Consider the following 26,726-nt stretch of genomic DNA (forward strand, 5'->3'; position numbering starts at 1 on the left):
GGTTGGATCGGTAAAAAGGGTGACGAACCCTCCACCGGCCCGAGAATCGGCGCCGTCGTCGGTCGTCGCCGGCGTTCCGAGCGCGGTCACCGCCGAACGCGCCCCCGCGGCCGCCGTCGAACAGGAACGTTCGTGATCGAATTAACTCGGAACCGAGGCAAACCTTCGTCCAGACCGCGCTTTTAACCGACCGCGACCGCAGTGTGTGTGGTATGAAGTTGCACAATCGGGACGTGCGGACGGACGTTCGGGAACTCGGGGCGCTGGTGGGAGACGTCTTGGCCGCGCAGGCGTCGACGGAGGCGTACGAGACGGTCGAGACGCTTCGGAACGCGGCGATCGACTACCGGCGCGGCGACGCCGAGGACCGGGCGGCCCTCCACGAGGCGGTCGACGACCTCTCGACGACGCGCGAGGAGGTGGTCGCCCGCGCGTTCACGACCTACTTCGAGCTCATCAACCTCGCCGAGGAGCGCGAGCGGGTCCGCGCGGTCCGGAACGCCGACGACGGGAGCGCCCTCCACGACTCATTCGACGCGACGATCGCCGAGTTCGCCGAGGCCGGCGTCGACGCCGACGAGCTGGAGGAGCTGCTCGCCGACGTGCTCATCGAGCCGACGTTCACCGCCCACCCGACGGAGGCCCGCCGCTCGACGGTGAAGTCCAAGCTCCGCTCGATCGCGAACCACCTCGGCGAGCTCGACGAGCGCAACCTCACCGACCGCGAGCGCCGCGCCGTCTGGCGCGACGTCACCGCCGAGGTGACCAGTCTCTGGGGCACCCGGCAGGTCCGACAGCGCGCGCCCGAGCCCGAAGACGAGGCGCGGAACGTCCAGTGGTACCTGGAGAACACCCTCTTCGACGTGGTCGGCGACGCCTACGAGGAGTTCGAGGAGACCATCTCGAAGGAGTACGACGACGTCGACTGCCCGAAGCTCTTCGAGTTCCGCTCGTGGGCCGGCTCCGACCGCGACGGCAACCCGTTCGTCACGCCGGAGGTGACCGACGAGACGCTCGAACGCCAGCGCGAGGTCGCCGTCGAGAAGTACCGCGACCGCTGTAAGCGGCTCTCGGCCGTGTTGAGCCAGGACGGCGAGCGCTACGCCGCGGGCGACGCGCTGGCGCGGTCGCTCGCCGCCGACGCCGAGCGGTTCCCGACGGTCGTCGAGGAGGCCCGCGAGCGCTACCCCGACGAGCCGTACCGGCAGAAGCTCCGGCTGATGCGCGAGCGGCTCGACCGCGTCAACGACGTGCGCCCGGGCGAGTACCCCGACGGCGACGCGTTCCTCGACGACCTCGACGTCATCGCCGAGTCGCTGCGCGAGGACGGCCAGGAGTCGGTCCTGGAGTCGTTCGTCGAGCCGTTCCGCCGCCAGGTGGACACGTTCGGGCTCACGCTGGCGTCGCTCGACCTCCGCGACCACCGCGAGAACCACACCGAGGCCGTCGCCGAGGCGGTCGCCGTGGAGGGCGTCGACTACGAGGGGATGAGCGAGGACGAGCGCGTCGACTTCCTCACCGAGGCGATCCTACAAGAGGAGCCGGTCGTCGACGTCGACGAGCCCGGCGACGTCTCTGAGACGACGGAGCGCGTCCTGCGGCGGTTCGCGTCGTTCGCGGAGTGGCAGGAGGAGTACGGCCAGCAGGCGATCGACACCTACTGTATCTCGATGACCGAGGAGCCGAGCCACGTGCTGGAGGTGCTCTTCTTGGCCGACCAGGTCGGCGTCGTCTCCCTGCCCGACCACTGCGCGGTCGACGTGGTCCCGCTCCTGGAGACCGAGTCCGCGCTCAACGGCGCCGAACGCATCCTCGGCACCCTCTTCGAGAACGAGGCGTACGCGACCGCGCTCGACGCGCGCGGCGAGGTCCAAGAAGTGATGTTAGGCTACTCCGACTCCAACAAGGAGAACGGGTTCCTCGCGGCGAACTGGGACCTCTACGAGAACCAGCGCCGGATCGCGCGGTTCTGCCGCGAGGAGGACGTGACGCTCCGGCTGTTCCACGGCCGCGGCGGCTCCATCTCGCGCGGCGGCGGCCCGATGAACGAGGCGCTGCTCGCGCTCCCGAACGAGACCGTCACCGGGCAGGTGAAGTTCACCGAGCAGGGCGAGGCCATCGCCGAGAAGTACGCCAACCCGCGGATCGCCGAGCGCGAGCTAGAGCAGATGCTCGACGCGCAGATCCGCGCCCGGAAGGAGGCGAACGAGGAGCCGGTCGAAGACGTGCCCGACCGCTGGGTCGAGGCGATGGAGATCATGGCGCCCGCGGCGCGGGAGACGTACCGCGACCTGCTGAACACGGACGGGTTCGTCTCCTACTTCGAGCAGGCGACGCCGATCAGCGTCGTCGAGGACCTCAACCTGGGCTCCCGGCCCGCCTCGCGGTCGGGCGAGCGCAGCGTCGAGGACCTGCGCGCCATCCCGTGGGTGTTCTCGTGGACCCAGACCCGGCTCATCCTCCCCGGCTGGTACGCGATCGCCTCCGGCATCGACGCCTACCTCGACGAGGTCGGCGAGGAGGAGGGGATGGAGACGCTCCGCGAGATGTTCGACGAGTGGCCGTTCTTCCGGACGACGCTCGACAACGCCTCGCTGGCGCTCGCGCGCACCGAGCCGGAGATCGCGGCCGAGTACGCCGACCTGGCCGACGACGAGCTCCGCGAGCGCTTCTTCCCCGACCTGGTCGCCGAGTACGAGCGCGGGCGCGAACTGGTCTTGGCGATCAGCGGCCGCGACCAGCTCCTCCGCCGCGAGTGGCTCGAAGAGAGCCTCAACCGCCGGAACCCCTACGTCGACCCGCTGAACCTCCTCCAAGCGAACCTGCTCGGGCGCACCCACCGCACCGACGAGGAGGAGCGCACCCTGCGGCTCACGGTCAACGGCATCGCCGCCGGGATGAAGAACACCGGATAGCTCGGGTCGCGACGGCGCACCGCCCTCCTCTCCTGCCGCCGTCGAGTGCCTATCGGACGACCTCGTCGCCGACCGCGATCGTCCCCGACTCGACGATCCGGGCGTCGAGCCCGCCGCGGCCGTCGAGGGCGGTCGCCGCGTCCGCTTGCTCCGCGAGATCCGCCATGTAGCCGCACGGCTCGCAGTGGCCCGTCCCCTCGACGACCGCCTCGCCGACCCGGAACCGCTCGCCGACCAGTTCGTCGAGGGCGACGCCGCGCGTCGTGACGTTGCGCCGGTGGGCGCCCGCGTCGAGGTCGACGCCGTACTCCTCGGCCGCGGCCGCGAGCGCCTCCGCCGCGATGAACGTCACGTCGCTCGGCTCCAGGTCCGCCTGCTCGTTGTAGATCCCGTCGCCGTCGAAGTAGCGGTCGCCCCTGAGGCCGCGGTCCGCGACCGCTTCGACCGCCTCCCGCGGCTCCGGCTCGCCGCCCGTCCCCGAGGCGACGTGAATCCGTTCGACCGTGCCGACGCCTGATCCCGTCATTCGCGACTCACAGACGAACTCCGGCGCGCGGGATCAAGAAGCTAGCGGCGGGATGAGAGTCAGGGAGAGCGGCGGAGCGAGAGTCGGGAACGCGGCGACGGGCGGCGTCCGTCCGCGGCGACGCGCCGGCGCGACTGCGCGTCGGGTGTCGGACCCGCCCGATCGTAATTCGATATAGCGACATCAGGTGTATGGCGCGTATCGAGGCCGAACCGGACGGTCGGAGCGATCGCTCGCGAGATCGGCGCGGCGTGCCCGGAGTTGGGGAAAAAGCGGTGGCTAAGCGGGTTACGCGAGCAGAAACGAGAGAAACGGCTTACGCGTAGCGTTCGAGTTCCGGCCGGTCGAGGTCCTCGAAGACCTCGGTCGCGACCTCCGAGAGGAACGCCTCGCCCTCGTCGGAGAGGCGGCGGCCCTCGCCGGAGGCGGTGGTGACGAGGCCCTCCTCTTCGAGCGCCTGCAGCGCCGTGCGGATGAGGTTCCGGGAGCCGCCCTCGTGTTCCGGGGGACGGACGACGTAGCGGTTCGAACCGCGCTTCTTCGAGCCGTACTCGGTCGCGAGCCGCTCGATGCCGATCGGCTCGTTCTGGGCGACCTTCCGCAGGAGGCTCGCGGAGCGGACGTACCAGAAGTCGTCCTGCTCCGGCGGGAGCTCCTTGCCGGCGCCGGTCTTGGCGAACTCCACCCAGTCCGGCTCGTCGATGCGGTCCTCGAGTCGCGCGGCGACGGCCTCGATGAGGTCGTCGGCCGGCACGTCGTAGATGGTTACCATTGGGTCTCGATTCACGCCAGCGTCGTTTAAAACCATCGTATCGCGTACGGCCCGTGTGAGCCGTTTTCACGGTGCTGCGGGCCGCTGCGGGGGGCTCGCGGATCCGGGCGGAGCCGCGCGGCGCTACTCGACGTACTCGTACTGCCGCTCGTTCATCCGACCCCAACCGGTGAAGACGAACTCACCGTCGGGCTGGGTGAACTCCTCGATCTCGCGGCCGAGGTCGGCGTCGTACTCGTGGACGTCGTGAACGTCCTCGTACTCGTCCCACGTGAGGTCGTAGCGGGCGTCGAGCTGGGCGTCGATGTCGAGCGCCTCGACCTCCGCGCGCCACCCCTCGCGGATCGTCTCGGCGTGGATCTCGGCCTGCGCGCCGGAGCCGTAGGAGGCGACGAGCAGCGTCTCGTCGACGAAGTCGCGGTCGCGGGTCAGGGCGTCGCGCAGGGCGCTCACGCGGGCGATGTGGACGGAGCTGGTGTACCAGTTACCGACCTCCCGAGAGAGCCCGAGCGTCGGCTCGACGGCCGCGTCGTACCACGACTGGTACTGCTCGGTCGTCTTCAGGTCGTCCATGTAGCCGCGGATCGCCTCCTCGTAGGCCTCGCGGTCGTCGTACTCGTGCTCGCGGGGCTGACGGCCGATCTCGCCGGCCAGCGCGTCCTCGTGGTCGGTGTCGCGGATGACGTGCCGGTAGGCCAGAAGCGCCGCCTTCCGGACCATCCCGGGGAACGGCGTGTGGAACGGGGCGTACGCGAAGTCCTCCAGTTCGATGTCGTCGGTGACGGACTCGTAGTCCTCTAAGGCCTCGCGCATCCGGGAGAGGTACACCTGGACCGACCGCTTCCCGTCGACGCTCGGGAACTGCTGGTTCGGCTTGAGGAAGTCCGTCTCGTCTTTCGACCCGTACCCTTGGTCGGTCGAGAGCTCGACGATCGAGGGGTCCTCGTCGATCAGCATCGCGACGGCGCCGGCGCCCTGCGTCGCCTCGCCGGGGTCGCCGCGGGCGTACAGCGCCGTGTCGGTGGTGATGACGATCGCCGGTCGGTCGCGGTTCCGGCCCGCTCGGATCCAGTTGTACGCGTCGTCTATCGCCTGCGTACCGGCGAGGCAGGCGAACTTGCGCTCGCCCTTGTTGGCGTGGGTGAAGTCGCCGTCGTACACCTGTTCGAGACAGCCCGCGATGTACGTCGACACCGGCTTCGAGTGGTCGAACGCTGACTCGGTAGCGACGTCGATCCGGCCGACGTCCTCGGGTTCGAGCCCCTTCCGGTCCATCAGCCCCTTGGCGGCGTTCGCGCCCATCGTGACGATGTCCTCGTACACGTCGGGGAACGAGGAGTTGTTGAGCCCGAGCCCCTTCGTGTACTTCTCGGGGTCGTCGCCCTGCTCCGGCGCGAACGTGCCCGGCAGGTCGAGCTTGAGCTTCCCGGTCCAGATCTCGACGCCGTCGATCCCGACTGCGGTCATACACGGTCGTTCACGGGACTGGCATATGGCTTTGTCGATGGCGAGTACGTCGATCGTGGAAGTGCCGTGCCGACGCCTCACTCCCGCGGCGGGTCGAAGGAGGCGCCCTCGGTCCGGACCGTTCCGCCCGCTGTGACGGTGATCCGGCCGTCGCTCCGCCCGAAGAAGCCCACGCCGACCGCCTCGAACGTCCCGTCGCGGAGGTCCGCGTCCCCGCCGGCGGTCAGGGCGATGTCGCCCGCGCTGGCGAACAGCGCGCCGGCGGAGGTGGTGACGGCCGCGTCGCGGGCGTCGAGGTCGCCGCCGGCCCGCAGCGAGACGTCGCCGGCGCCGGCGAAGAGGAAACCGCGCGACGAGGCGTCGAGGACGGCGTCTTGCCCGACCGAAAGGTCGCCCGCGGCGGTGAGGTCGATCCCGTTCGCCCGGACCGTCACGCCGTCGCGGACCGTGACGCGGTCCGCGGTCGCGCCGACCGGAGTCTGGACGGTGACGTCGTCGTACACGACGAGGTGGCCGTCGACGGCGCCGAGGAAGGCGAGTTCGACGGCGGTGTACGTCTCGTCCGGGTCGCCGTCGCCGTCGCGGTCGACGTACGCGACCGCGTCAGTCGCAGCGTCGAGGACTTCGACGGTCGTCGTGGCCGCGTCGTCGCCCGCATCGACGGTCAGCGTCTCCTCGCCGGCGTCGGTCGGGAGGGTCTGCCAGCGCAGCGAGACGGTCCGGGACTCGCCGGCGTCGAGCGGGAGCTCGACGGAGTCGACCCGCTCGTCGCCGACGCGCAGTTCGACGGTCTCCGTCCCCCGCTCGTCCCCGACGTTCTCGACGGTCGCGTCCACGGTGACCGGGTCGCCCGCGTCGACCCGCGCGTCGACGCCGGCGATCTCGACCGCGAACTCGGCGGGCCGGAGCGGGTCGAGCCGGAAGTCCACGGTCGCCGTCTCGTTCGGCTCGACCTCGACGGTCGTCGCCGAGACGGCGAGCCCGGGCGCGGTCGCCGACACCTCGTACTCGCCCGGTTCGAGCCCGTCGATCCGGTAGGCGCCGCCGACCCCCGTCCGGGCCTCGGCGACGCGGCCGGCGCCGTCGACGGCGACCGTCGCGCCGGAGAGCGGCACGACGGACGGCCGGAGCCCGAGCGAAGCGCCCGACGCGACCCGGGTCGCGGCCGCGCCGGGACCGACGACGACGCCCTCGATCGACCCCGTCTCGGCCGCCGGCGACGGTGTCGCCGTCGGCGCGAGGGTCGTCCGCGCTATCCGCTCGCCCGAGGCCTCGTGGTAGAGCGCGACCTCGTTCGTCGCGTTCGCGACGAGCGCGTCCGAGAACGTGCGTCGCTCGCCGGGCGCGAACTCCCCCGCGGGCGGCGCGAACGGGTAGCGAGTGGCGTTCCCGTCCGCCCTGACGACGACCGCGAGCTCGCCGTTCGGGAGCGCGTCGCCGCCGAGGTGGTCGACGCGGAGGTCGGTCCCGTCGGCGCTGAGCTCCGCGGAGACGACGACCTCGTCAGTGTCGGAGCCCACGCCCCCGACGTAAGCGACCCCGATGGCGCTCGCGCTCACGACGAAGACGGCGACGAGGAGGATTATCCCGACCGTCTCCGACTGTGCGCGGGCGGTTGTGGGACGGGACATGCTGGTCGTGGCTCAACCGATTCGGGCGTGGTATATCAACAAACGGCCGTACCTATCAGCAGCGATAACAGTCCGGTGGACCGCTACTGCTCGACCAACCGCTGGTAGTCGATCTCGAGGTCGTCGTTCTGCCTGTCCGCCGTGTACCGGACCGTGACGTCCTGCTCGGGGTCGATCGTTCCCACGTTGAAGGACACGACGGAGTTCGAGTCACCGTCTTCGAGCGTCGTCGACCCGAGGACGGCCCCGCTCTCGTCTTCGACCACCACGTCGATGCCGCCGGAACTGCCCTGAAGATCGACCGTCCCGACGCCCAGTTCCAACGTGTAACTACCGGAGGGAACGGATTGGGTCGTCGTTTCGACGTCGAACGCGTTCGAACCCTGGCCGTCGAAGACGGCGACCGTTCCGTCCTCGTCCTGCATGTTGGGGAAGTCGGTGATGCTACCCTGGAGCTCCGTAGCGGTGTCCGGGTACAGCCTCGTGGGTCCGCCGGCGGCGACTACCTCCACGGTGAGCCGGTCGACGTCGTCGCCGGCGGTCGCGTAGAGCGTGAAGTTGTCGCCCGCGCTCGCCTCGTTGGTATCGAACGTGCTGACGGTCGTTCGACCGTTAGCGTCCGTCTCGGGTGGGTCGGGAACGCTCGGAAGCCCGCTCACCGCCCCCTGAGGCGCGAACGAGACGTCGACAGCCGCGTCGTTTAGTCGGGTGCCGGAGACGGCGTCGGAGACCAGAATGTCGAGCGCTTCGCTCGTTCCCTCTTCGACTTGGATGGGATCGATCTCGTCCCACTCGACGTCGTACGTCCGGTTCGCTGCGCCGCCACCGCCCGCGGACACGTCGAACGTCACCGACTCGTAGACGGGCCCCGCGGAGCCGTTGATCGCCGCGACGAGCGGCCCCCTCGCGGTCGGCTCGAAGAACGCCCGTCCCTCGTCGCCCGTGGTCCGGTTCTCACCGCCGAACGACACCGTCGCGTCCGGCACCGGGTTGTTATAGCGGTCGCGGACCTCGACCGCGACGGTCTCACCGACCGCGGCGCTCTCGGAGCCGACCGGCACGACGTACGCCGGCTCCGTCTCGCCGGTCGCGTCGAGCGACACCTCGGAGAGCGCCAGTCGGTAGGGGTCCGAGCCGTTCGCCAGCGTGACCCGGATCGCCTCGCCGGTCGCGTTCGGCGCCGCGGTCGCGCCCGCCGGAAGCGCCCGGTTCCAGCGGTCCGCGAGCCGAGAGGCGTTCCCGACCGCGGTCGGGAGTTCGAGGGTGACGTTCCCGCCGGTCGGTTCGAGCGGGACGGTGGTGTCGCTCGCCGAGACCGCACGCGGGTCGACGCTCTGGGGGGCGACGCCGCTTTCCGAGACCGAGCCGGTCAGCGCCGTCAGCGAAACCCGGCCGTCGGAGACGACCGTCTGCCCCGTCCGGAGCAGGACCGCGTCGTCGAACTCGGCGGCGACGACGGAGTGCTCGTAGACGAGCTCCGGGGCGCCGTCGAACTCGTTGTAGTCCGCGTCGTAGCGGAGCGAGCGCGTCGGGAACGTCGGGGTCGTGTTCCAGAACGCGGCGGCGTTCGGGTGGGCGCCGTCGCCGACCGTCGCGTTGGAGACCCGTATCGACCCCGTCGGCTCGGTCGAGAGCGACCCCGACACGGGCGGCGGGTTGATGAAGAACGTCCGGGCCGGGTACCGCGTCCCCAACCGGATCTGCGTCGACCCCGTCGACCCGGTCGATCCCGCCCTGAGAACGTCGTTCCGGAGGTCGCCGAAGTCGTCCTCGACCGCCTGGCTGTGCTCGAACTCGACATTCGCGTTCTCCGTCGGGACGACCTGGACCTGAAAGACCCCGAGCGCGACGATCAGGAACCCGAACAGGATCACCGTCCCGACCACGACCGACTGGCCCCGACGGTCGCGACTGAATCGCATTGTGAGAGGTCGACGCCGAGCGGGTATAAAATCCTCCGTCCGACCTCTCAGTCGCGATACTTGGGCGAGTGCGGCCGAGCGCCGGCGGCGAAGACGGCTAGTCGTCCCCCGACCGCCGGGCCGTCAGCCACGCCGACGCGACGGCCACGGCGCCGGCGAACCCGCCGAGCAGCACCGCCTGCGTCCAGTTGAAGCCGAAGAGCGTCCCGGCGACGAGCGTGACGAGGACGAACGCGACCGCCAGCGCGCCGAGCGTCGAGCCGAGGTCCGCCGAGGCGTCGGGCATATCTGAACGTCGAGCCGTCGCGCGATAAACGAGGCGGTTCGACCGGACCCGCCGTGCTCGTTCGGGGGCGAACGGCGCCGAGATCGCACACTGATAAAGCACATAGCGCGATATCAAATCCGCACCGCGGCGCGATCCGGGCCCGCCGACCGGTCCGTTTTTGCGCGCGGCGGCTGTTGGCGCGCGTATGGCGAAACAGCCGCATCTGCTGGTCGAGGAGGGCGACGTACACGAGGTCGCGGTCATCCCGGGCGACCCGGGGCGCGTCGACCGGATCGCGGACCTCTGTGACGACAGCGAGGTCGTCGCGCAGAACCGCGAGTACAAGGTCGTCAACGCGACGTACGAGGGCGTCGACCTGACGATCTGCTCGACCGGGATCGGCTGCCCCTCCGCGGCCATCGCCGTCGAGGAGCTCTCGCGGGTCGGCGTCGAGACGTTCGTCCGGTGTGGCACCTGCGGGGCGCTCCAGCCGGACATGGAGGTCGGCGACATGGTCGTCGCGACCGGCGCGGCGAAGGAGGAGGGGACGAGCAAGCGCTACGAGGACGAAGTGTACCCCGCGGTCCCGGACTACGACGTGCTCACGGGGCTCGTCGGGGCGGCCGAGGAGAACGGCGAGGAGATCCACGTCGGCCCCATCGTCTCCGACGACGCGTTCTACAACGAGGACGACGAGTACGTGGCCGACTGGAACGACGCCAACCTGCTCGCGATCGAGATGGAGGCGGCGACCGTCTTCTCGCTCGCGCGGCGCAAGGGGCTCGCCGCCGGCGCCATCTGCACCGTCGACGGGAACCTCGTCGCGGGGTCACAGAAGGGCGCGGACTCCGACGACGAGCTGCCGGCGAAGGCGAAGGACAACGTCGAGCGCGCGATTCGGATCACGCTGAACGCGGTCACGTCGCTGTAACGCTCCGGACGGTCGGCCCGCTCCGGCTCCTCACTCCTCCGCGCGGAACTCCACGAGCGTCAGGTCGCGGTCGAGCGCGCACGTCTCGTGGGGCGGGTCGCCGAGCACCTGGTCGATGACGCGCTCCTCGTCGAAGTCGGCGCCGTCGGGGACGCAGTAGCCGTGGCTCGGGCACTCGGTGTGCGGACAGGGGCCGGCGAGCGACGCCTTGCTCCCGGCGTACGCGCGCTTCGCGGGGACGTTCGCGGGGACGGAGGCGGGCTCGACCTCGACCGCGCGGACGCCCGCGTCGTGGACGGCGCAGTCGAGCGTCTGCGCGTTCTCGCGGATCCCGGTCACCCGGTAGCGGGTGCCCTCGGAGAGGTTGAGACACTGGCCGCGGTAGGGACACCCCTCGCAGTCGGCCGATTCCCCCTCGTAGACGAACTCGCGGCCCACGTCCGCGAGCCGGGTCCCGATGAGCGTGACCGTGGTCATGCCCGGAGCGACGCGCCGAGCGTCCGTAAGCCTCCCGCCTTCGCGGCCGTCGGCGGACCGGTCGGAACGCGGCGGACGGCGGCGCGGAGGGCAAGACACATCCGCTCGCCTCGGCAACGACGAGCGGAGATGATCGCGGGAGTCGCGCGCGACCTGCGCGCCGAGGCCGAGCGGGCGAACGAGCGGCGCGTCCTCGTGCTCGCGGGCGACCGCGAGCGCGGGGTCGACGCGGCCTACGACGCGGTCGAGTCGCTCGGGGTCGACGACGGGGACGTGACGATGGTCTCGACGCGCGAGGGGTTCCGGTTCGAGGAGACGCGCCCGCGGAACGCCGACGAGCTCCTCGGCCGCACCCGCGAAGCGGTCGTGCTCGACTGCCACGAGCGGTTCGTCCCGAACGCGCTCGGCCGGGCGGTCGGCGCGGTCGACGGCGGCGGCCTCCTCGTCCTCCTGACGCCCCCGCTCGACGACTGGCCCGGGATCCGCGACCGGTTCGACGACTCGCTGGCGGTGCCGCCGTTCGGCATCGACGACGTGACGGGGCGGTTCCGCGAGCGCCTCGTCGCGACGCTCCGGACACATCCCGGGGTCGCGGTCGTCGCGCTCGGCGGCGACCCGACCGGCGACGTCCTGAAGCGCGACGGGCTGACGGGGAACGCGGGCGACGAGCGCGACGAGACGGCCGACGCCGGCGGCGCGCGACGCGCGCCACCGGGCGCAGCGTTTCCCGCGGCCGCGTACGGAGCCTGCCTCACCGCCGACCAGTCACGGGCGCTGCGCGCGTTCGAGTCTCTCGCCGACCCCGGCGCCGCGGTCGTGGTCGAGTCGGACCGGGGGCGCGGGAAGTCGAGCGCGGCCGGGCTCGCGGCCGGCGCGCTCGCTACCGCGGGCCGCGACGTGCTCGTCACCGCCCCCGCGTTCCGGAACGCCGCGGAGGTGTTCGCGCGAGCCCGGGAGTTGATCGGGACCGAGGCCGACGGCGACGGCGGCGACAATGAGGCGGACGAGCGCGAGATCCGGACTCGGGCCGGCGGTCGCGTCCGGTTCCTCCCGCCCGCGGCCGCGGCGGACGTCGCCGGCGAGGCGGACGCGGCGGTCGTCGACGAGGCGGCCGCGCTCCCGGTGCGGCTGCTGGAGGGGTTCCTCGACGCGCCGGCGGTCGCGTTCTGTACGACGGTCCACGGCTACGAGGGCGCGGGCCGCGGGTTCGCGGTCCGGTTCCGCGAGCGCCTGCTCGACTCCCGGTTCGCGGTCCGGGACGTGCGGCTCGACGAGCCGATCCGGTACGCGCGGGACGACCCCGTCGAGGCGTGGGCGTCGCGCGCGCTCCTCCTCGACGCTCGGCCCGCGGTCGACGCGGCGGTCGACGATGCGGCGGTCGGCGACGCGACCTACCGCGCGCTCGACCCGGACGACCTGTGCGCCGACGAGACGCTGCTCGGCGAGGCGTTCGGCCTGCTCGTCGCCGCCCACTACCGGACGGAGCCGAACGACCTCGCGCGGCTGCTCGACGCGCCGAACCTCGTCGCCCGGGCGCTCGTCGCGGACGGGCGCGTGGTCGCGGTCGCGCTGCTCGCGCGCGAGGGCGGGCTCGACGCCGCGACGCGCCGCGGGATGTACGAGGGCGAGCGCGTCCGCGGCAACATGGTGCCGGACGTGCTCACGAGCCAACTGCGCGACGAGGAGGCCGCCGCGCCGCGGGGCCTGCGGACGGTCCGGATCGCGACCCACCACGCGCTCCGGGACGCGGGGTTCGGCACGCGGCTGCTCGACGAGGTCCACGCGGAGTTCGCGGGCGGCCTCGACTACTTCTCGGTCGGCTACGGCGCGACGCCGCGGCTGCTCCGCTTCTGGCGCCGGGCGGGCTACCGGACCGTCCATCTCTCGACGAGCCGCAACGACGCCTCGGGCGAGTACTCGGCGGTGATGCTGCGTCCGGAGACCGCGGCCGGCCGCGATCTGCTCGACCGGCACGCGGTCGCCTTCCGAGACCGGGAGCGCGACGGGCTCTCGGACGCGCACCGCGACGTGGACCCGGACGTGGTCCGCGGGGCGCTCCGCGCGTGCCCCGCGCCCGCACCGGTCGACCTCACCGAGACCGAGTGGCGCTCCGTCGTCGGCGCCTCGGTCGGGCCGGGGATGTACGACACCGCGCCCGGCGCGTTCCGGGACCTCGCGCTCGCGGCGCTGATCGACGGGGAACCGGCGCTCGACGACCGAGAGGAGCGCCTGCTCGTCCGGAAGGTCCTCCAGGGCCGACCGTGGGAGGGGGTCGCCGACGAACTCGACTACGTCTCGACGAGCGCGTGTATGCGCGCGCTCGGCGACGCCTACGTCCCCATCGTGGAGCGGTACGGGACCGAGTTCGCGCTCGCGGAACGGGAGCGATTTTCGAACGAGTGAGCGGGCAGGCGGCGGCTATTCATACATAGGTCCGCGGTGGCGCGTGCCGGCGAGCGGCCGGAGCGAAGCGACGGCCGCGAGTCGCACGCGCGAGGGACGCGGCGAACGCGAGCGGCGAAGCCGCGAAGCGTGAGCCGCGAGGCTGGGGAGGCGTGAGGTGCGGGGCTGTGCGGTCTGGGTGGGGCTCGAAGGGGCAGCCGTGAGGCCGCCGTAGGCGACGCAAGCACTGAAACGAGGGAGCGAACGGAGTGAGCGACCGAGTGAAGCGCGCAGCGAGCGTACGGCGGCCTCACGGCTGGGGCTTTGGCGGCGTTCGCCGTCGATCAGTATTCACCGACGTATGTCCGGGCGACTGGGGCTTTGGCGGCGGTCGCGGTCGACCGGGGAGAAAGTGAGCGACCGAGACGCGGGAGACTCACCGTGCCGCCAACGCCGACACCGACCGATTAGATCCGGTTCTCGCGTCCAGGGTCGACGTCGATGGCGTCGACCGGACACACGTCCACACAAAGCATACAGTCGATACACTGGTCCTCGTCGGCGGGGTTCGCCTTCCGCTCGGACTCGGGGTGGCCGGGCGTGTCGACCCACTCGAACACGTCGACCGGGCAGTCCTCTAAGCACGCGCCGTCCGCGAGACAGATGTCGAAGTCGACCGCGACGTGGGTGCCGCGGATCCCCTGCTTCTCGGGCGGTTCGACCGGGCCCCACACGGCGACGCCGTCCTCCTCGCCGACCTGCTCGCGGTTCGTTTCGAAGTTCGAGTCGATGGCCATCGTTGCCCTCGCTTCGCCGGTCGCGGGTTTAAACTCCGCGACGAACGGATTCGGTCGGCCGAGCGGGGGCGGCCGGCCGCCCGGCGACCGATCTACGGGTGCGCGTAGTACGCCAGCGCGTCCTCGGTGCCGTCCGGGCCGTCATCCTCGTCGGTCGCCGCGGGCTCGAACGCGTCGACCCGGGCGAAGCCGACGCGCACGAACTGGACCACGGTGTCGGGCTCGACGTCGGCGAGGGCGGGCTCGGCGACGCCTCGAACGTCGCCGTCGACCGTGCGGAGGAGGGTGTCGAGGCCCTCGTCGGCCGGCGCCCAGTGGATCACGTCCACGTCGCCCTCGCGGACGACGTCGATGTCGGCGTCGAGGAAGGCCAGTTCGTCGCCCTCGTAGCGGACGCAGCCGTACCCCTTCAGCCAGACGCGCTCGCCCTCGCTCGGGAGGTCCGGCGACTCGACGACGACCGTCCCGGCGGGCACCTCGCGGTCGCCGCGGTCCGGGTGGTCGGGATGGAGCGGCGGGTGACCGGCCTCGGGCGCGGGCGCGTCGCCGTCGACGACCGGGAGCTCGACCGCGGGGGCGTCCTCGCGGTCGCGGACGAAGAAGTAGCGGTTCGCCGCGTCGTCGACCAGGTCGCGGTTGTTCGCGTAGACGGACGACATCGCGAGGTCGACATCGGAGGTGGACATGCCGAGCTCCGTCATCGAGTCGACGAGCGCCTGACCCTGGATGCCGCGGCGGCGCATCGACTGGATCGTCGGGGCGCGCGGGTCGTCCCAGCCCGTCAGTTCGCCGTCCGCGATGAGCTGCTTGATCGTCGACGTGGACAGCTTCACGTCGTACTCGTCGACCTGGACGTGGCCCCAGTGGAGCACCTCGGGGTACTCCCAGCCGAAGTAGTCGTAGACGAACCGCTGGCGCTTCGCGGAGTCCTGGAGGTCGATGCCGCGGATGATGTGGGTGACGCCCGTGAGGTGGTCGTCGACGCCGGACTGGAAGTCGAGCATGGGCCAGCAGCGGTACTCGCTGGCCGCCTCGCGCGGGTGCGGCGTGTCGATCATCCGGAAGGCGACCCAGTCGCGGAGGGCGGGGTTCTTGTGCTCGATGTCGGTCTTCACGCGGAGCACCATCTCGCCGGAGCCGTACTCGCCGTCGACCATGGCGTCGAACTCCTCGTGAACCGTCTCGGCGTCCTTCCCGCGGTGCGGACACGCCTCGCCGGCGTTCTTCAGCTCCGAGAAGTCGTCGCCGGAACACGAGCAGGTGTAGGCGCCGCCGGCGTCGATCAGGTCGCGGGCGTGGTCGTAGTACGTCTCCAGCCGGTCGGACGCGCGGAGCACGCGGTCCGGCTCGAAGCCGAGGTACTCGATGTCGTCGAGGATGGCGTCGTACGCGTCGAGGTCGGGCCGCTTCGTCTCCGGGTCGGTGTCGTCGAACCGGCAGATGAACTCGCCGTCGTAGCGCTCCTTGTACGTCCCGATGACGGCGGGCATCCGCGCGTGGCCGACGTGCCACGGGCCGTTCGGGTTGGGCGCGGCGCGCATCACGACCTCGCCGTCCTCGGCGTTCGGGAGGTCGGGGAGGACGCGCTCGTCCTCCTCCTCGTCGGCCTCGAGCTCCGCGAGCCGCTCGGGGGCGAGCTCGCCGAGCCGCTCCCGGCGCGCCGCCTCGTCCATCTCGCCGACCTCGTCGACGACCGGCGCGAGGACGCCCGGGATCTCGTCGCCGTGCGGGCGGAACTCGGGGTTCTCGCCCATGATCGGGCCCATGATCGCGCCCACGTCCGGGTCGCTGCCGTGCTTGAGCGCGTTGTAGAGCGCCGCGGCCTCGCCGGCCGCCGCGACGCGCTCGCGGAGTTCGTCGTCCATGGGCGTCGCTTGTCGGGGTCGGGTCAAAAACGCCGCGAAACGGCGGGGAGGGGCGGATCCCGAGGGACCGCCGGGGCGGCGGGCGCCGGTGGCGGCCCGGGAGCGGGTAGGGGCACTCGACACGAGCGGTCGGACGGGTTTAAACGGCCCAGACCGTTCACGCCGGCGACGGCCCGCGACCGGCGTGAACGGTCGAGACGCTTTTCACCGATCGGGTCCGATCGGCGTAGTCGGTCGCCGCGTCGACCGGGCGTCGCGCCGGGCGGACCGAACGGGTTCGTCGCCTTGATGGTCGCCGGGAGCGTGGGTGACGCATGAGCGTCGCGTCGGTCGCCGTCGGAACGCGGGGGGGATCGCGGTGGTAGGACCAATCTCCGAGGCGGAGCGAGACGCCGGCAACCGGAAGATCAGGCTCGTGCTGCTCGCGATCGTCACGGCCACGCCGCCGCTTATCGCCCTCCAGTTGGACCCGACGCCGGTCGAGCTGCTTGCGGCGGCCGGGGCCGGGTTCGGCCTCGGCCTCGTGGTCGTGTGGTACCTCGGTCGCCTCGCGGCGGAGTTCGCCGGGAGCGGGCGTCGGCGCCCGCGGCGCTGAACTCGATCGGTCGACCGTTTCTGTCGCGTCAGCTTCCCGCCCGAGCGGCGCGACCGGTCAGTCGGCGCCCGTCTCGGCGCCCGGAGCGGGGTCGACGAGCTCGCCCGTCCGCTCGCCCGCGACGGACCGGGAACTCGACAGCGGCGAGATGCTCACCTCGCCCTCGACGGCCGCGCGGCGGTCCGAGCCGGGGTCGTCCTGAACGTTCCCGCGCAGGAACTCCCGCCAGAAGCGGTCGCGGAGCTCCATCCCCATCTCGCCGCGCCGCTCGCCGAACTCCCACCCCTCCGGGACGTTCTCCTCCTCGGGCCCCTCCTCGCCCGGACGGAACTCGATGACGTCGAAGCCGCGCGCGGGCTCGGTCAGCCGGTAGGTCGGGTCCGCCGCCGCCTCGTCGTCGGCGGCCGGGACGTTCACGTTCAGCACGTCGGCGCCGAACGGGAGTTCGAGCCCCCCGTCGCTCCCGACCGCGGCGCGGTCGAGCAGGTCGGCGACGACCTCGCCGGCGACGGCGAAGTCGCCGTTGTCGAGCGTCGGCGGCACGGGGAGGTTGCCGCGGTCGTACAGCGAGACCGCGACCGCGGGCGTGCCGAGGAACGACGCCTCCATCGCGGCGCCGACCGTGCCGGACTGCCCGAGGATGTGCGCGCCGATGTTCGGCCCGTGGTTACAGCCGGAGACGACGACGTCGGGGTCGAGGTCGAGCGCCACGTCCGCGACCGCGACGCAGTCCGCGGGGGTCCCCTCGACCGCGTAGCCGCGGTCGGTCTCGGTGTAGTCGACCGTCGTGTCCCACCACGAGCGCGCGCCGCCGACGCCGGACTGGTTCGTCGCGGGCGCGACGACCGTCACGTCGTAGTCGCGGGAGAGCGCGTCCGCCAGCGCCCGGAGGCCGACGGCGTCGATCCCGTCGTCGTTGGTGAGCAGGATCTCGGTTGGCATACGACACCGTGCGCGGGGACGGGAGAAAACGTCGCCGGTCCGGGGCGAGGAGGGGGACGGGCGCGGGGCGTGACGGGCGCGAGGAGCGAGCCGGGCACAGAGGACGAGGCGAGAGGAAACGGGGAACGAACGCGAGAGGGAGACGAGCGCAAGGGGACGAACGTCGCGGGCGTCGGCCGGGTGGTACTCCGTGTGGTCAGCGGAGGGCTCGGAACCGCGGAGAACGGGGCGTTCGGACCGTCGGGTCAGTCGGCCGCCACTCGACGCGACGAGGACGCGAGGTCCAGCACCTCGTCGAAGAAGCCGAGCGAGTCGTGCGGGCCGGGGTTCGCCTCGGGGTGGTACTGGCGCGTGATGACGTCGAGCTCCTCGCTGTCGAGCCCCTCGACGGTGTCGTCGTTGACGTTCACCTGCGTCACCTCCAGCGGGCCGGTGTCGTCGACCGTGTAGCCGTGGTTCTGCGTGGTCATCACGACCTTGTCGGTGCGGAGGTCCTTGACGGGCTGGTTGACGCCGCGGTGGCCGAACGCCATCTTCTCCGTCGAGCCGCCGAGCGCGCTCGTGATCACCTGCTGGCCGAGGCAGATGCCCGCGAGGGGGAGCTCGCCCGCGAACTCGTCGACCACGTTTTGCGCGGCGACGAAGTTCTCCGGGTCGCCCGGGCCGTTCGAGACGAAGAGCACGTCGGGCTCGACGGCGGCCACGTCCTCGGGGGTCGCGTCGTACGGGAGGACGTGGACGTCCGCGCCGCGGTCGGTGAGCGAGGAGATGATAGAGCCTTTCGCGCCGCAGTCGAGCAAGGCCACGTCCACGTCGCCGCCGCCCTCGTGGACGGTCGGCTCGGTCACCGACACCTGCGCGCCGATGTCGACGTGGTCGCTCATCGGCTTACACGCCTCCATCTCGTCGACCGCGTCCTCGGGGGTCGCGTCCGGGCCGGCGGCGATCCCGCAGGCCATCGCGCCCTCCTCGCGGACGGTGGTGACGATCTCGCGGGTGTCGACGTGGTCGACGGCCGGCACGCCCTCGCCGGCGAGCCAGTCGGCGACGTCGTCGGTCAGCTCGCGGGCGATCGCCGCGCGGGGCTGGACCGACTCGGACTCGAACCGCTCGGTTCGGACGCCGTAGTTCCCGATGAGGGGGTACGAGAAGGTGAGGATCTGCTCGGCGTAGGAGGGGTCGGTGAGCGACTCCTCGTAGCCGGTGTACGCGGTCGTGAACACCAGTTCGCCGCGAGTGCGCCCCGGCGCACGGGCGCGCGCTTCGAGCACGCGTCCGTCGGCCAGCGCGATGTAGGCGTCCGACATTACGAGAAACGTACGCGCAGTGGATAATAAATGCGTCGTTCGAAGGTTCGTTACGATATTCGTAACGGGTAAGGCGACGGGGAGAAAGGCAGTGGTATGGACGACCTCGACCGACGGATCCTCTCGATCCTGCGACGGGACGCGCGGACCCCGTACACGGAGATCGCGGACCGGGTGGGGACCTCCGAGGGCACCGTGCGCAACCGCGTCGACCGCATGACCGAGGAGGGCGTGATCGAGCGGTTCACCGTCACGACCCGCACCGGGAACGTGAAGGCGATGATCGAGATCTCGGTGGAGATGAACGTCAACACCGACGAGGTCGGCCAGCGGATGGTCGAGTGGGAGGAGGTCGACTTCGTCTGGCAGGTGTCGGGCGAGGAGGATGTCGTCCTCGTCGTCGACGCGGTCGACACGCGCGCGGTCAACGAACTGATCACGAAGGCCCGGGAGATGGACGAGGTCAAGTCGACGAAGACGCGGCTCATCCTCGACGAGCGGTTGGGGTAGGCGGGCGACGCGGCAACAACTTATAACTGAATCCGCGGCGGCGCGCCTGCGAGCGGCCGCCACCGGCGGCCGCGAGCCCGCCCGCGAGGGAGTCGGTGGTCCGGAGCGGAGCGACGGACCACCGACGAGGCTGGGGAGGCGTGAGGTGTGGTAGCGGTGCGGGGCGGTGCGGTACGGGGTGGGACTCAAAGGGGCAGCCGGGAGGCGGGCGCAGGCGACGTAAGGACCGCAACGAGGGAGCGAACGCAGTGAGCGACCGAGTGAGGACCGCAGCGAGCGTGCGCCCGCCTCCCGGCTGGGGCTTTGACGGTGTTCGCCGTCGATCCACTGACAACGGTCGTTTATAAGTAAAGACGCCGCTCACGCCCGCAGGCAGAGAGAGAGAGAAAACGGAGTCGTCGACCGCGAGGTCGACGCCGCCGAACCGGCCTACGCCAGCTCGTCGATCTTTTCGACGACGGCGTCCGCGAACTCGCTGGTGGCGAGCTTCTCGCCGCCCTCGATCTGCCGGTGGAGGTCGTAGGTGACCTTCCCGGAGGCGATGGTCTCCTCGACGGCGTCGCGCACGAGGTCGGCGGCGTCGGACCAGCCGAGGTAATCGAGCATCTCGCGGCCGGAGAGGATCATCGCGGTGGGGTTCACCTTGTCCTCGCCCGCGTACTTGGGCGCGGAGCCGTGGACCGGCTCGGCGAGACAGCGGCCGTGGCCGAAGTTGGCGCCGGGCGCGATGCCGAGGCCGCCGATCTGGGCGCCGGCGGCGTCGGACATGTAGTCGCCGTTGAGGTTCATCGTCGCGATGACCCCGTACTCCTCGGTGCGGGTCAGGAGCTGCTGGAGCATGTTGTCCGCGATGCGGTCCTTGACGACGAGGGTACCCTCGGGCTGCTCGCCGTCGTGGTCCTCCCAGAGCTGGTCTTCGGTGATCACGTCCTCGCCGTACTCCTCCTCGGCGACCTCGTAGCCCCAGTCGCGGAAGGCGCCCTCGGTGAACTTCATGATGTTCCCCTTGTGGACGAGGGTGACCGAGTCGCGGTCGTTGGCGAGCGCGTAGTCGATGGCCTCGCGGACGAGGCGCTTCGAGCCGAACTCGGAGATGGGCTTGACGCCGATGCCGACCGGGCCGTCGTGGATGACGTCCGCGATTCCCATGTCGTCTTCGAGGAAGTCGCGTACCTCCTCGACCTCGTCGGTGCCGGCCTCCCACTCGACGCCGGCGTACACGTCCTCGGTGTTCTCGCGGAACGTGACCATGTCCATCTTCTCGGGGCTCTTGACGGGCGACGGGACGCCTTCGAGGTGGTAGGTGGGACGGACGTTCGCGTACAGGTCGAGCGTCTGACGAAGCGCGACGTTCAGCGAGCGGAACCCGGCGCCGACGGGGGTCGTCAGCGGGCCCTTGATCGCGACGCGGTGGTCGCGGATGGCCGAGACGGTGTCCTCGGGGAGGTTCTCGTCGTACTTCTCGCGGGCGCTGGCGCCGGCGTAGACGCGCATCCACGCGATGGAGCGGCCCGTCGCCTCGGCGGCGGCGTCGAGCACCTGCTGTGCGGCCGGCCCGACGTCGGTACCGATCCCGTCGCCGTGGATGATCGGGATGATCGGGTTCGAGGGAACGTTCAGCTCGCCGGTCTCCTCGTCGGCGAGCGTGATGGCTTCGCCGTCGTCGGGGACGTCGACCTTGTCGTAGCTCATGAACGTTCGAGGATTTTTGTGCCCCCCTAAAGTGCCTGCCGTTTTCGGCGTGAGCGTCGCGCTCGCAGCGTTTGCCGGTTTTCGCCCCGGGCGCCGCCCGCGGCGGCCGGCCGGCGCCCCGCGGCCGTCCGGGGGTCAGACCGGCTCGACCTCAACGTCGAACATCGACCGCCAGCGGTAGCGGCGACCGCCCCACACGAAGGTCCGGCGGGCGAGCGCGTACGCCATCAGCGGCGGCGCGATCAGCACGCCGGGCGCCGCGAGCAGGAACGTCGCGCGAGCGATTCCGAACTTGGCGTACGCGGCCCCCGCGAGCGCGGTGACGAGGGGCACCCCCACGAACGGCGCGAACAGGCACAGCGCGGCCATCGCGACGCCGAAGGCCGCGTTGAACGCGGTCGCCCCCGGCGCGTGGTACCGGGTGATCGTCAGGAACCGGACGAACCGCTCCAGCGAGCCCCGGAGCGACCCGCCGGCGCGGACGTAGCGCGTCCGGTCGACCGCCGACACGTCGAGGTGCTCGGTGAGCGTCCCGTCGTCGCTGACGGTGCGCCGGAGGTCGCGGCGGAACGCCGCCTCGCCGTCGCGGAGGTCGTCGCGCTCGAATATCACCGCGCCGCCCCACGCGACGCCGGCCGCGAACACCGCGAGCGTCCCGCCGATGACGTACGCCGGCTCGAACAGCCGCGCGAGTGGGTCCTCGCCGACGAACACCGGCACCTCCGTGGTCGGGCCGTGGCGGTCGTAGTCGGCGTCGAGCGTCGCCAGCCAGTCCGGCGGGTGCCGGAAGTCGTCGTCGGTCCACGCGATCCGGTCGTTCGCCGCCGCCTCCATCCCGGCCGCGATGGCGTTCGCCTTCCCGGAGCACCCCTGCGGCTCGCCGGCGACGAGGATCCGGACGCGGTCCGGGAGGTCGCCGCGGCGCGACGCGACCGGGTCGTCCGGCGAGTCGCAGATCACGAGGAGCTCGTCGGCGGCGCGGTCGCCCCCGCGCTCGTCCGCGTCACCGGCGGCGAACGCAGCCGGGCCGCGGAGCTGGTCCGCCACCTCGTCGCACGCCTCGGTCCAGCGGACGGTCGGGAGCAGGACCGACACCGGCGTCGGGCGCCCCGACCCCGCGGTCGGATCCGAATCGGTCACGTCGGTCGCTTCGGGCGGCGGGGAGTAAACGCCGGCGGTCACGGAGTCGAACGCGGGCGCGTCCCGCGACCGTCGGCCTCGGCCGCCCCGGTCTCGCGGTGCGCGTGTGAACGCCCGAGCGGGCCGCCGCCTTCCGGGCGCTTATGTGGCCGCCGCGGGTGCCCCCGGTATGCGAGTCATCGTTCACGGCGGCGCCGGCGGCGCCCCGGACGACCCGGAGCCCAGACAGGCGGTCCTCGACGAGGCGGCCGCGCGCGGCGCGGAGGGCGCGACGCCGCTCGACGCGGTCGAGTCGGCGGTCGGCGTCCTCGAATCGGACCCGCGGTTCAACGCGGGCGTCGGCGGCGCGGTCCAGTCTGACGGCGTCGTCCGCACCGACGCCGGCGTGATGACCGCGGACCGCGAGGTCGGCGCGGCCTGCTCGATGCCGGGCGTCGAGCACGCCGCGAGCGTCGCCCGGATCGTCCACTCCGAGACGCCGCACGGCTTCGTCTCGGGCGAGCACGCCGTCGACCTCGCCGCCGATTTCGGGGTCGAGACCGGCGCCGACCTGCTCACCGACGAGACGCGCGAGCGGTACGAGGCCGAGGACCCGCCGCGGGGGTCGACGCGCGAGCACCTCGACTGGCTCGCCTCGCGGTTCGGGTCGGGCGACGACCAGGCGGGCGGGGCGGGAGACGGCGAAGACGACGGCGAAGGGGCGGTAGAGAGAGACGACGAGGAAGCGGGAGCGGCCGAGTCGGGCCGCGCCCCCGACCACGACACGGTCGGCGCCGTCGCGACCGACGGCGAGCGCGTCGCCGCGGTCACCTCGACCGGCGGGCGGTCGTTCGCGCTCGCGGGGCGCGTCGGCGACGTGCCGCAGGTCGGCTCGGGCTTCTTCTGCACCGAGGCGGGCGGGGCGAGCGCGACCGGCGCGGGCGAGGACATCGCGCGCGTCACGCTCTCGCGGCGCGCGGTCGACTTCCTCGACGAGGGGCTCGGCGCGCAGGCCGCCGCCGACCGCGCGATCGAGGAGTTCGAGGCGGTCACCGGCTCGGGCGCGGGCGTCATCGTCCTCGACCCGACGGCGACCGGCGCGGAGGCCGCCGGGAGCGCGTTCAACACCGAGGGGATGCAGACGAGCGTCGCGCTCGGCGAGTGACAGTCGGGCGGGCCCGTCGCCGCCCGGCGCGGCTCACCGGCGCGACCCGTCAGCGCCTACCCGCGGAAGAGGTTCAGCACCTCGTCGACGACGGAGGGCTCGACGGCGACGAGGTACGACTCGCCCGCGTGAAGCACCGTCTCCGCGCCCGCGAGGGTGTCGCCCGCGGCGTCGGAGACGATCAGGCTCCCGCGGGGCAGCGCCACCTCGTCGAGCGAGCGCCCGGCGACGGGCGCGCCGTCGGCGACGTGGACCTCTAGGATGTCGAGCGTCCCGGTCACGTCTTCGAGCGCGCTCACGTCGGGTTCGATCGCGTTCACCGCGGCGCGGGCGCCGGCGCGCTCCGGGAAGATAACCTCGTCGACGAAGCGGTCGAACTCCGCGCCCGGCTCGCTCTCCGTCCGGACGACCGTCTGCGTGTCCGGGGCGAGCTCGCGGGTCAACAGGCAGACCGCCAGGTTCGTCCCGGTCTGACTCGTCAGCGCGGCGACCACGTCGGCGCGCTCTAACCCCGCCTGTTCGAGGACGCCCGGGCGCGTGGCGTCGCCCTCGATCACCGTGGCGACGTAGTCGTCCGAGAGCGCCTCGGCCCGCTCTGGATCCCGCTCGACGACGGTCACGTCGTGGCCCCTGTCGTCGAGGATGTGGGCGACCCGGTTCCCGACGCGGCCGCCGCCGGCGATCACGATCCGGAAGTTCCCGTCCATGTGTCAGCCGTCGCCGGCCTCCGCATTAGAACTGTCCGTGCTCGCCGGGGCCGCGCCCTCGCCGCGGCCGCGCAGGGCGTAGTACGCGGCGACGCCCGCGAGGATCCAGCCGACGCTCAGCGCCAGCGCGAGGGGGTCGGTCCGGACGAGGTACACCACGAGGACGCCGGTGAGCAGGAGGTTCAACGCGATCCCGAGCACCGCCGGGATGGGGTAGTACGGCATCTCGTACGGGCGGCGCATGTTCGGGCGGTCGCGGCGGAGCTTGATCACGGCCGCGTTGACGACGATGAACGAGAGCAGGAAGAAGAGGCTGGAGACGTTGCCGGCGCTCTCGGTCGGCAGGACGACGGACCCGAGCATCACGACCGCGCTGAGGAGGATGGCGAAGAACGGGGTGCCGTACCGGTGGTGGATGCGGCCGATCCGCGGGAGCAGCTGCCCCTCTCGCCCCATCGAGAAGGCGACCCGGGAGGAGGCGATGACGACCGCGTTCAGCGCCGTCAGCGTCGAGAAGACCGCGCCGAAGACGATGAGGGCGCCGCCGTTCCGGATGATCGGGAGCCCGGTCGGCATGAAGGAGGTGGCGGCCTGCGCGATCCCCGCCTCGCCGGCCTCGGCGAGCCCCTGCGCGCCGAGGGTCCCGATGGCGACGACGACGACCAGCGCGTAGACGATCACGGTGGCGCCGAGGCTGTAGAAGATCGCTCGCGGGATGTTCTCGCGCGGGTTCTCGACCTCCTCGGTGACGGTCGTGATGAGGTCGTACCCCTCGAAGGCGATGAACGTCAGGCCCATCGCCGGGAGGATCGAGAACGCGGAGTTCCCGGCGGGGAACAGCGGGTCGAACTGCTGGAAGGTGAAGCTCGTCTCCCCGCCGCCGCCGGCCGAGAGGAACCCGAAGGCGACGAAGACGACGAGGATGGCGACCTTGACGGCCGTGAACAGCGTCTCCGCGCTGCCGCTCGCGGCCGTCGAGAGGGCGTTGACCGTCACGAGGAGCGCGACCGCGACGAGCGCGAGCCCGACCGCAGCCGGGATCGATACCGGGAGGAGCGGCACCGCGATCGCGCCGACCTGTCCCGGGGCGGCCGTGACCCCGTAGACGTGGAGCAGCTCCAGGAAGTTCGGCGCGAACCCGAGCGCGTAGAGCCCGCCCGCGATCATGTACGCGAACCAGAGCATCCACCCCATCAGGAACGAGGGGAGGTCGTCGAACGTCTCGCGGACGAAGGCGTACCCGCCGCCGGACTTCGGAATCGAGGCGGCGAGCTCGGCGTACGAGAGCCCCGTGAACGCCGTGACGATCCCGTTGAACACGAAGACGAGGATCGCCGCGGGCCCGGCGATCTCGGCCGCGAGCCCGGTCAAGACGAATATCCCGGCGCCGATCATCGCCCCCATCCCGATCATCGTCGCGTCCAGCAGCCCGAGTTCGGCAGCTGGCGCGCGCTCACCGGCACTCATCGTCGTGTCCCACCGTCCCCACGCGAATAGTTGTTTGGCCGTCGGGGCCGCCGCGCGAGGCGAGGATACAAATCCGGGCGTCGCCTTGCGCCGGTATGGTAACCTTCCTCGCCGGGGGAACGGGCACGCCGAAGCTCCTCGACGGCGCGGCCCGGGTGTGGGAGCCCGCCGAGACGGCGGTCGTCGCCAACACCGGCGACGACGTCGAGCTGGGCGGCCACCTCGTCTGCCCGGACGTCGACACCGTGCTGTTCGCGGGCGGCGGCGTCCTCGACCGCGAGACGTGGTGGGGGATCGACGGCGACACGACCGCGACCCACGCGGAGCTCGGCCGGCTCGCCGAGGCGGCCGGACTCGAAGCGGGCCCACGGTACCTCGACGCCGACGCGCAGACCGCGGGCCGGGAGATCGCCCGGTGGCGGCGGTTCTCGGCGGTTGCCGAGTTCATGGAGATCGGCGACCGCGACCGCGCGGTCCACCTCACGCGGACGGGCCTGCTCGACGAGGGGCACACGCTCACGGCCGCGGTCCGGACGCTCGCGGACGCCTTCGGCCTCGACGTCGACCTCCTCCCGATGTCCGACAACCCGGTCGCGACGCTGGTCCACACCGAGGCCGGCGAGACGCTCCACTTCCAGGAGTACTGGGTCGCGCGGCGCGGCGAGCCCGCGGTCGCCGACGTGGAGTTCCGGGGCGCGGACGACGCCGAGCCGACCGACGCCGTGCTGGCGGCGCTCGACGACCCGGTCGTGATCGGCCCCTCGAACCCGGTGACGAGCATCGGGCCGATGCTGGCGCTCCCCGGGTTCGAGCGCGCGCTCCGGGAGACGCCCGTCGTCGCCGTCTCGCCGTTCGTCGGCGACGAGGTGTTCTCCGGGCCGGCCGCGGACCTGATGGCCGGCGTCGGCCGCGAGCCCTCGACCGCGGGCGTGGCGGCGGCGTACCCGTTCGCGGACGCGTTCGTCCTCGACGACGCGGACCCGACCGAACTCGACCGACACATCGAGCGCACCGACACCGAAATCGACGACGCGGACGACGCCGAGCGCGTCGCTCGCGCCTGCGAGCGCGCGCTGGCGGCGGTCGACGACGACGCGGCGGACGCGCCGCCGCCGCGGGAGGGCGCGGAGTGACCCGGAGCGGGAGCGAGCGGGAAGCGTCAGACGAGAGCGATGACGGCGGGAGCGGCGCGCCGACCGACGGCGATCCGTTCCTCGTCGCCGCGAGCCTCAGCGGCGCCGCCGACGCCGCGTGGGCCCGGGCCGCCCG

22 protein-coding genes are annotated in these 26,726 nt (G+C 71.9%); 7 read left to right on the top strand and 15 right to left on the bottom strand.

Annotation, left to right across the window (positions count from 1 at the left end; genetic code table 11):
* The first annotated feature begins 212 nt into the window (after positions 1-212).
* Complete coding sequence (ppc, locus tag EXE44_RS08085) at positions 213-2,915, top strand: phosphoenolpyruvate carboxylase (RefSeq protein ID WP_137716719.1); 2,703 nt, start codon at positions 213-215, stop codon at positions 2,913-2,915.
* A 49-nt stretch (positions 2,916-2,964) separates the two neighbouring features.
* Here ppc and EXE44_RS08090 read toward each other — a convergent pair whose 3' ends face one another.
* The 6 genes from EXE44_RS08090 to EXE44_RS08115 form a co-directional block, all read right to left on the bottom strand.
* On the bottom strand, positions 2,965-3,441 hold the full coding sequence (locus EXE44_RS08090; protein WP_137716720.1) for an MOSC domain-containing protein: 477 nt from the start codon (positions 3,439-3,441) through the stop codon (positions 2,965-2,967).
* 316 nt (positions 3,442-3,757) lie between these two features.
* The gene (locus EXE44_RS08095; protein ID WP_137716721.1) at positions 3,758-4,213 is read right to left on the bottom strand and encodes a 30S ribosomal protein S19e; all 456 of its coding nucleotides are present in this window, start codon (positions 4,211-4,213) and stop codon (positions 3,758-3,760) included.
* 123 nt (positions 4,214-4,336) lie between these two features.
* Positions 4,337-5,680, bottom strand: a complete 1,344-nt coding sequence (gene hmgB / locus EXE44_RS08100; RefSeq protein ID WP_137716722.1) for a hydroxymethylglutaryl-CoA synthase — start codon at positions 5,678-5,680, stop codon at positions 4,337-4,339.
* 77 nt (positions 5,681-5,757) lie between these two features.
* On the bottom strand, positions 5,758-7,311 hold the full coding sequence (locus EXE44_RS08105) for a carboxypeptidase regulatory-like domain-containing protein (protein WP_137716723.1): 1,554 nt from the start codon (positions 7,309-7,311) through the stop codon (positions 5,758-5,760).
* Positions 7,312-7,394: 83 nt separating this feature from the next.
* On the bottom strand, positions 7,395-9,233 hold the full coding sequence (locus tag EXE44_RS08110; RefSeq protein WP_137716724.1) for a hypothetical protein: 1,839 nt from the start codon (positions 9,231-9,233) through the stop codon (positions 7,395-7,397).
* Positions 9,234-9,330: 97 nt separating this feature from the next.
* Positions 9,331-9,519, bottom strand: coding sequence for a hypothetical protein (locus EXE44_RS08115; RefSeq protein WP_137716725.1), 189 nt, complete (start codon positions 9,517-9,519; stop codon positions 9,331-9,333).
* A gap of 187 nt (positions 9,520-9,706) precedes the next feature.
* Here EXE44_RS08115 and EXE44_RS08120 point away from each other — a divergent pair, with 187 nt between their 5' ends.
* Positions 9,707-10,432: a nucleoside phosphorylase gene (locus tag EXE44_RS08120; protein ID WP_137716726.1), complete on the top strand. Its 726-nt coding sequence runs from the start codon at positions 9,707-9,709 to the stop codon at positions 10,430-10,432.
* A 30-nt stretch (positions 10,433-10,462) separates the two neighbouring features.
* On the opposite strand, the gene EXE44_RS08125 is transcribed toward EXE44_RS08120, so the two are convergent.
* A complete protein-coding gene (locus EXE44_RS08125) occupies positions 10,463-10,909 on the bottom strand; it encodes a UPF0179 family protein (protein ID WP_053770592.1) in 447 nt (148 codons plus the stop codon).
* Between the two features lie 129 nt (positions 10,910-11,038).
* Here EXE44_RS08125 and tmcA point away from each other — a divergent pair, with 129 nt between their 5' ends.
* Entirely contained in the window at positions 11,039-13,312 is a 2,274-nt protein-coding gene (tmcA, locus tag EXE44_RS08130; RefSeq protein WP_137716727.1) for a tRNA(Met) cytidine acetyltransferase TmcA, read from the top strand.
* A 446-nt stretch (positions 13,313-13,758) separates the two neighbouring features.
* On the opposite strand, the gene EXE44_RS08135 is transcribed toward tmcA, so the two are convergent.
* On the bottom strand, positions 13,759-14,088 hold the full coding sequence (locus EXE44_RS08135; RefSeq protein WP_137716728.1) for a ferredoxin family protein: 330 nt from the start codon (positions 14,086-14,088) through the stop codon (positions 13,759-13,761).
* Positions 14,089-14,180: 92 nt separating this feature from the next.
* Positions 14,181-15,953: a glutamate--tRNA ligase gene (locus tag EXE44_RS08140; protein ID WP_137716729.1), complete on the bottom strand. Its 1,773-nt coding sequence runs from the start codon at positions 15,951-15,953 to the stop codon at positions 14,181-14,183.
* A 358-nt stretch (positions 15,954-16,311) separates the two neighbouring features.
* Between EXE44_RS08140 and EXE44_RS08145 the strand changes: the two genes are divergently transcribed.
* Positions 16,312-16,548, top strand: a complete 237-nt coding sequence (locus tag EXE44_RS08145) for a hypothetical protein (RefSeq protein ID WP_121563394.1) — start codon at positions 16,312-16,314, stop codon at positions 16,546-16,548.
* A gap of 57 nt (positions 16,549-16,605) precedes the next feature.
* On the opposite strand, the gene surE is transcribed toward EXE44_RS08145, so the two are convergent.
* Both surE and carA read right to left on the bottom strand, forming a co-directional pair.
* Positions 16,606-17,490, bottom strand: coding sequence for a 5'/3'-nucleotidase SurE (gene surE / locus EXE44_RS08150; RefSeq protein ID WP_137716730.1), 885 nt, complete (start codon positions 17,488-17,490; stop codon positions 16,606-16,608).
* A 245-nt stretch (positions 17,491-17,735) separates the two neighbouring features.
* Positions 17,736-18,797, bottom strand: coding sequence for a glutamine-hydrolyzing carbamoyl-phosphate synthase small subunit (carA, locus tag EXE44_RS08155; protein WP_137716731.1), 1,062 nt, complete (start codon positions 18,795-18,797; stop codon positions 17,736-17,738).
* A 96-nt stretch (positions 18,798-18,893) separates the two neighbouring features.
* On the opposite strand from carA, the gene EXE44_RS08160 reads away from it, so the two are divergent.
* A complete protein-coding gene (locus EXE44_RS08160) occupies positions 18,894-19,307 on the top strand; it encodes an Lrp/AsnC family transcriptional regulator (RefSeq protein ID WP_137716732.1) in 414 nt (137 codons plus the stop codon).
* Positions 19,308-19,736: 429 nt separating this feature from the next.
* On the opposite strand, the gene icd is transcribed toward EXE44_RS08160, so the two are convergent.
* Both icd and EXE44_RS08170 read right to left on the bottom strand, forming a co-directional pair.
* Complete coding sequence (icd, locus tag EXE44_RS08165; RefSeq protein WP_137716733.1) at positions 19,737-20,999, bottom strand: isocitrate dehydrogenase (NADP(+)); 1,263 nt, start codon at positions 20,997-20,999, stop codon at positions 19,737-19,739.
* A 135-nt stretch (positions 21,000-21,134) separates the two neighbouring features.
* On the bottom strand, positions 21,135-22,139 hold the full coding sequence (locus tag EXE44_RS08170) for a glycosyltransferase (RefSeq protein WP_137716734.1): 1,005 nt from the start codon (positions 22,137-22,139) through the stop codon (positions 21,135-21,137).
* 169 nt (positions 22,140-22,308) lie between these two features.
* Here EXE44_RS08170 and EXE44_RS08175 point away from each other — a divergent pair, with 169 nt between their 5' ends.
* On the top strand, positions 22,309-23,283 hold the full coding sequence (locus EXE44_RS08175) for an isoaspartyl peptidase/L-asparaginase (RefSeq protein WP_137716735.1): 975 nt from the start codon (positions 22,309-22,311) through the stop codon (positions 23,281-23,283).
* 56 nt (positions 23,284-23,339) lie between these two features.
* Here the strand turns inward: EXE44_RS08175 and EXE44_RS08180 are convergent, their stop codons facing one another.
* Positions 23,340-23,990 carry a TrkA family potassium uptake protein gene (locus tag EXE44_RS08180; protein ID WP_137716736.1) on the bottom strand — a complete coding sequence of 217 codons (651 nt, stop codon included), beginning with the start codon at positions 23,988-23,990 and terminating at the stop codon, positions 23,340-23,342.
* Positions 23,991-23,993: 3 nt separating this feature from the next.
* On the bottom strand, positions 23,994-25,457 hold the full coding sequence (locus EXE44_RS08185) for an APC family permease (protein ID WP_137716737.1): 1,464 nt from the start codon (positions 25,455-25,457) through the stop codon (positions 23,994-23,996).
* A gap of 95 nt (positions 25,458-25,552) precedes the next feature.
* On the opposite strand from EXE44_RS08185, the gene cofD reads away from it, so the two are divergent.
* Positions 25,553-26,590, top strand: coding sequence for a 2-phospho-L-lactate transferase (gene cofD, locus EXE44_RS08190; RefSeq protein WP_137716738.1), 1,038 nt, complete (start codon positions 25,553-25,555; stop codon positions 26,588-26,590).
* Positions 26,591-26,726: the final 136 nt, after the last annotated feature.

Origin of the sequence: Halorubrum sp. SS7 (assembly GCF_005435055.1) — an archaeon.
Classification (GTDB): domain Archaea; phylum Halobacteriota; class Halobacteria; order Halobacteriales; family Haloferacaceae; genus Halorubrum; species Halorubrum salinarum.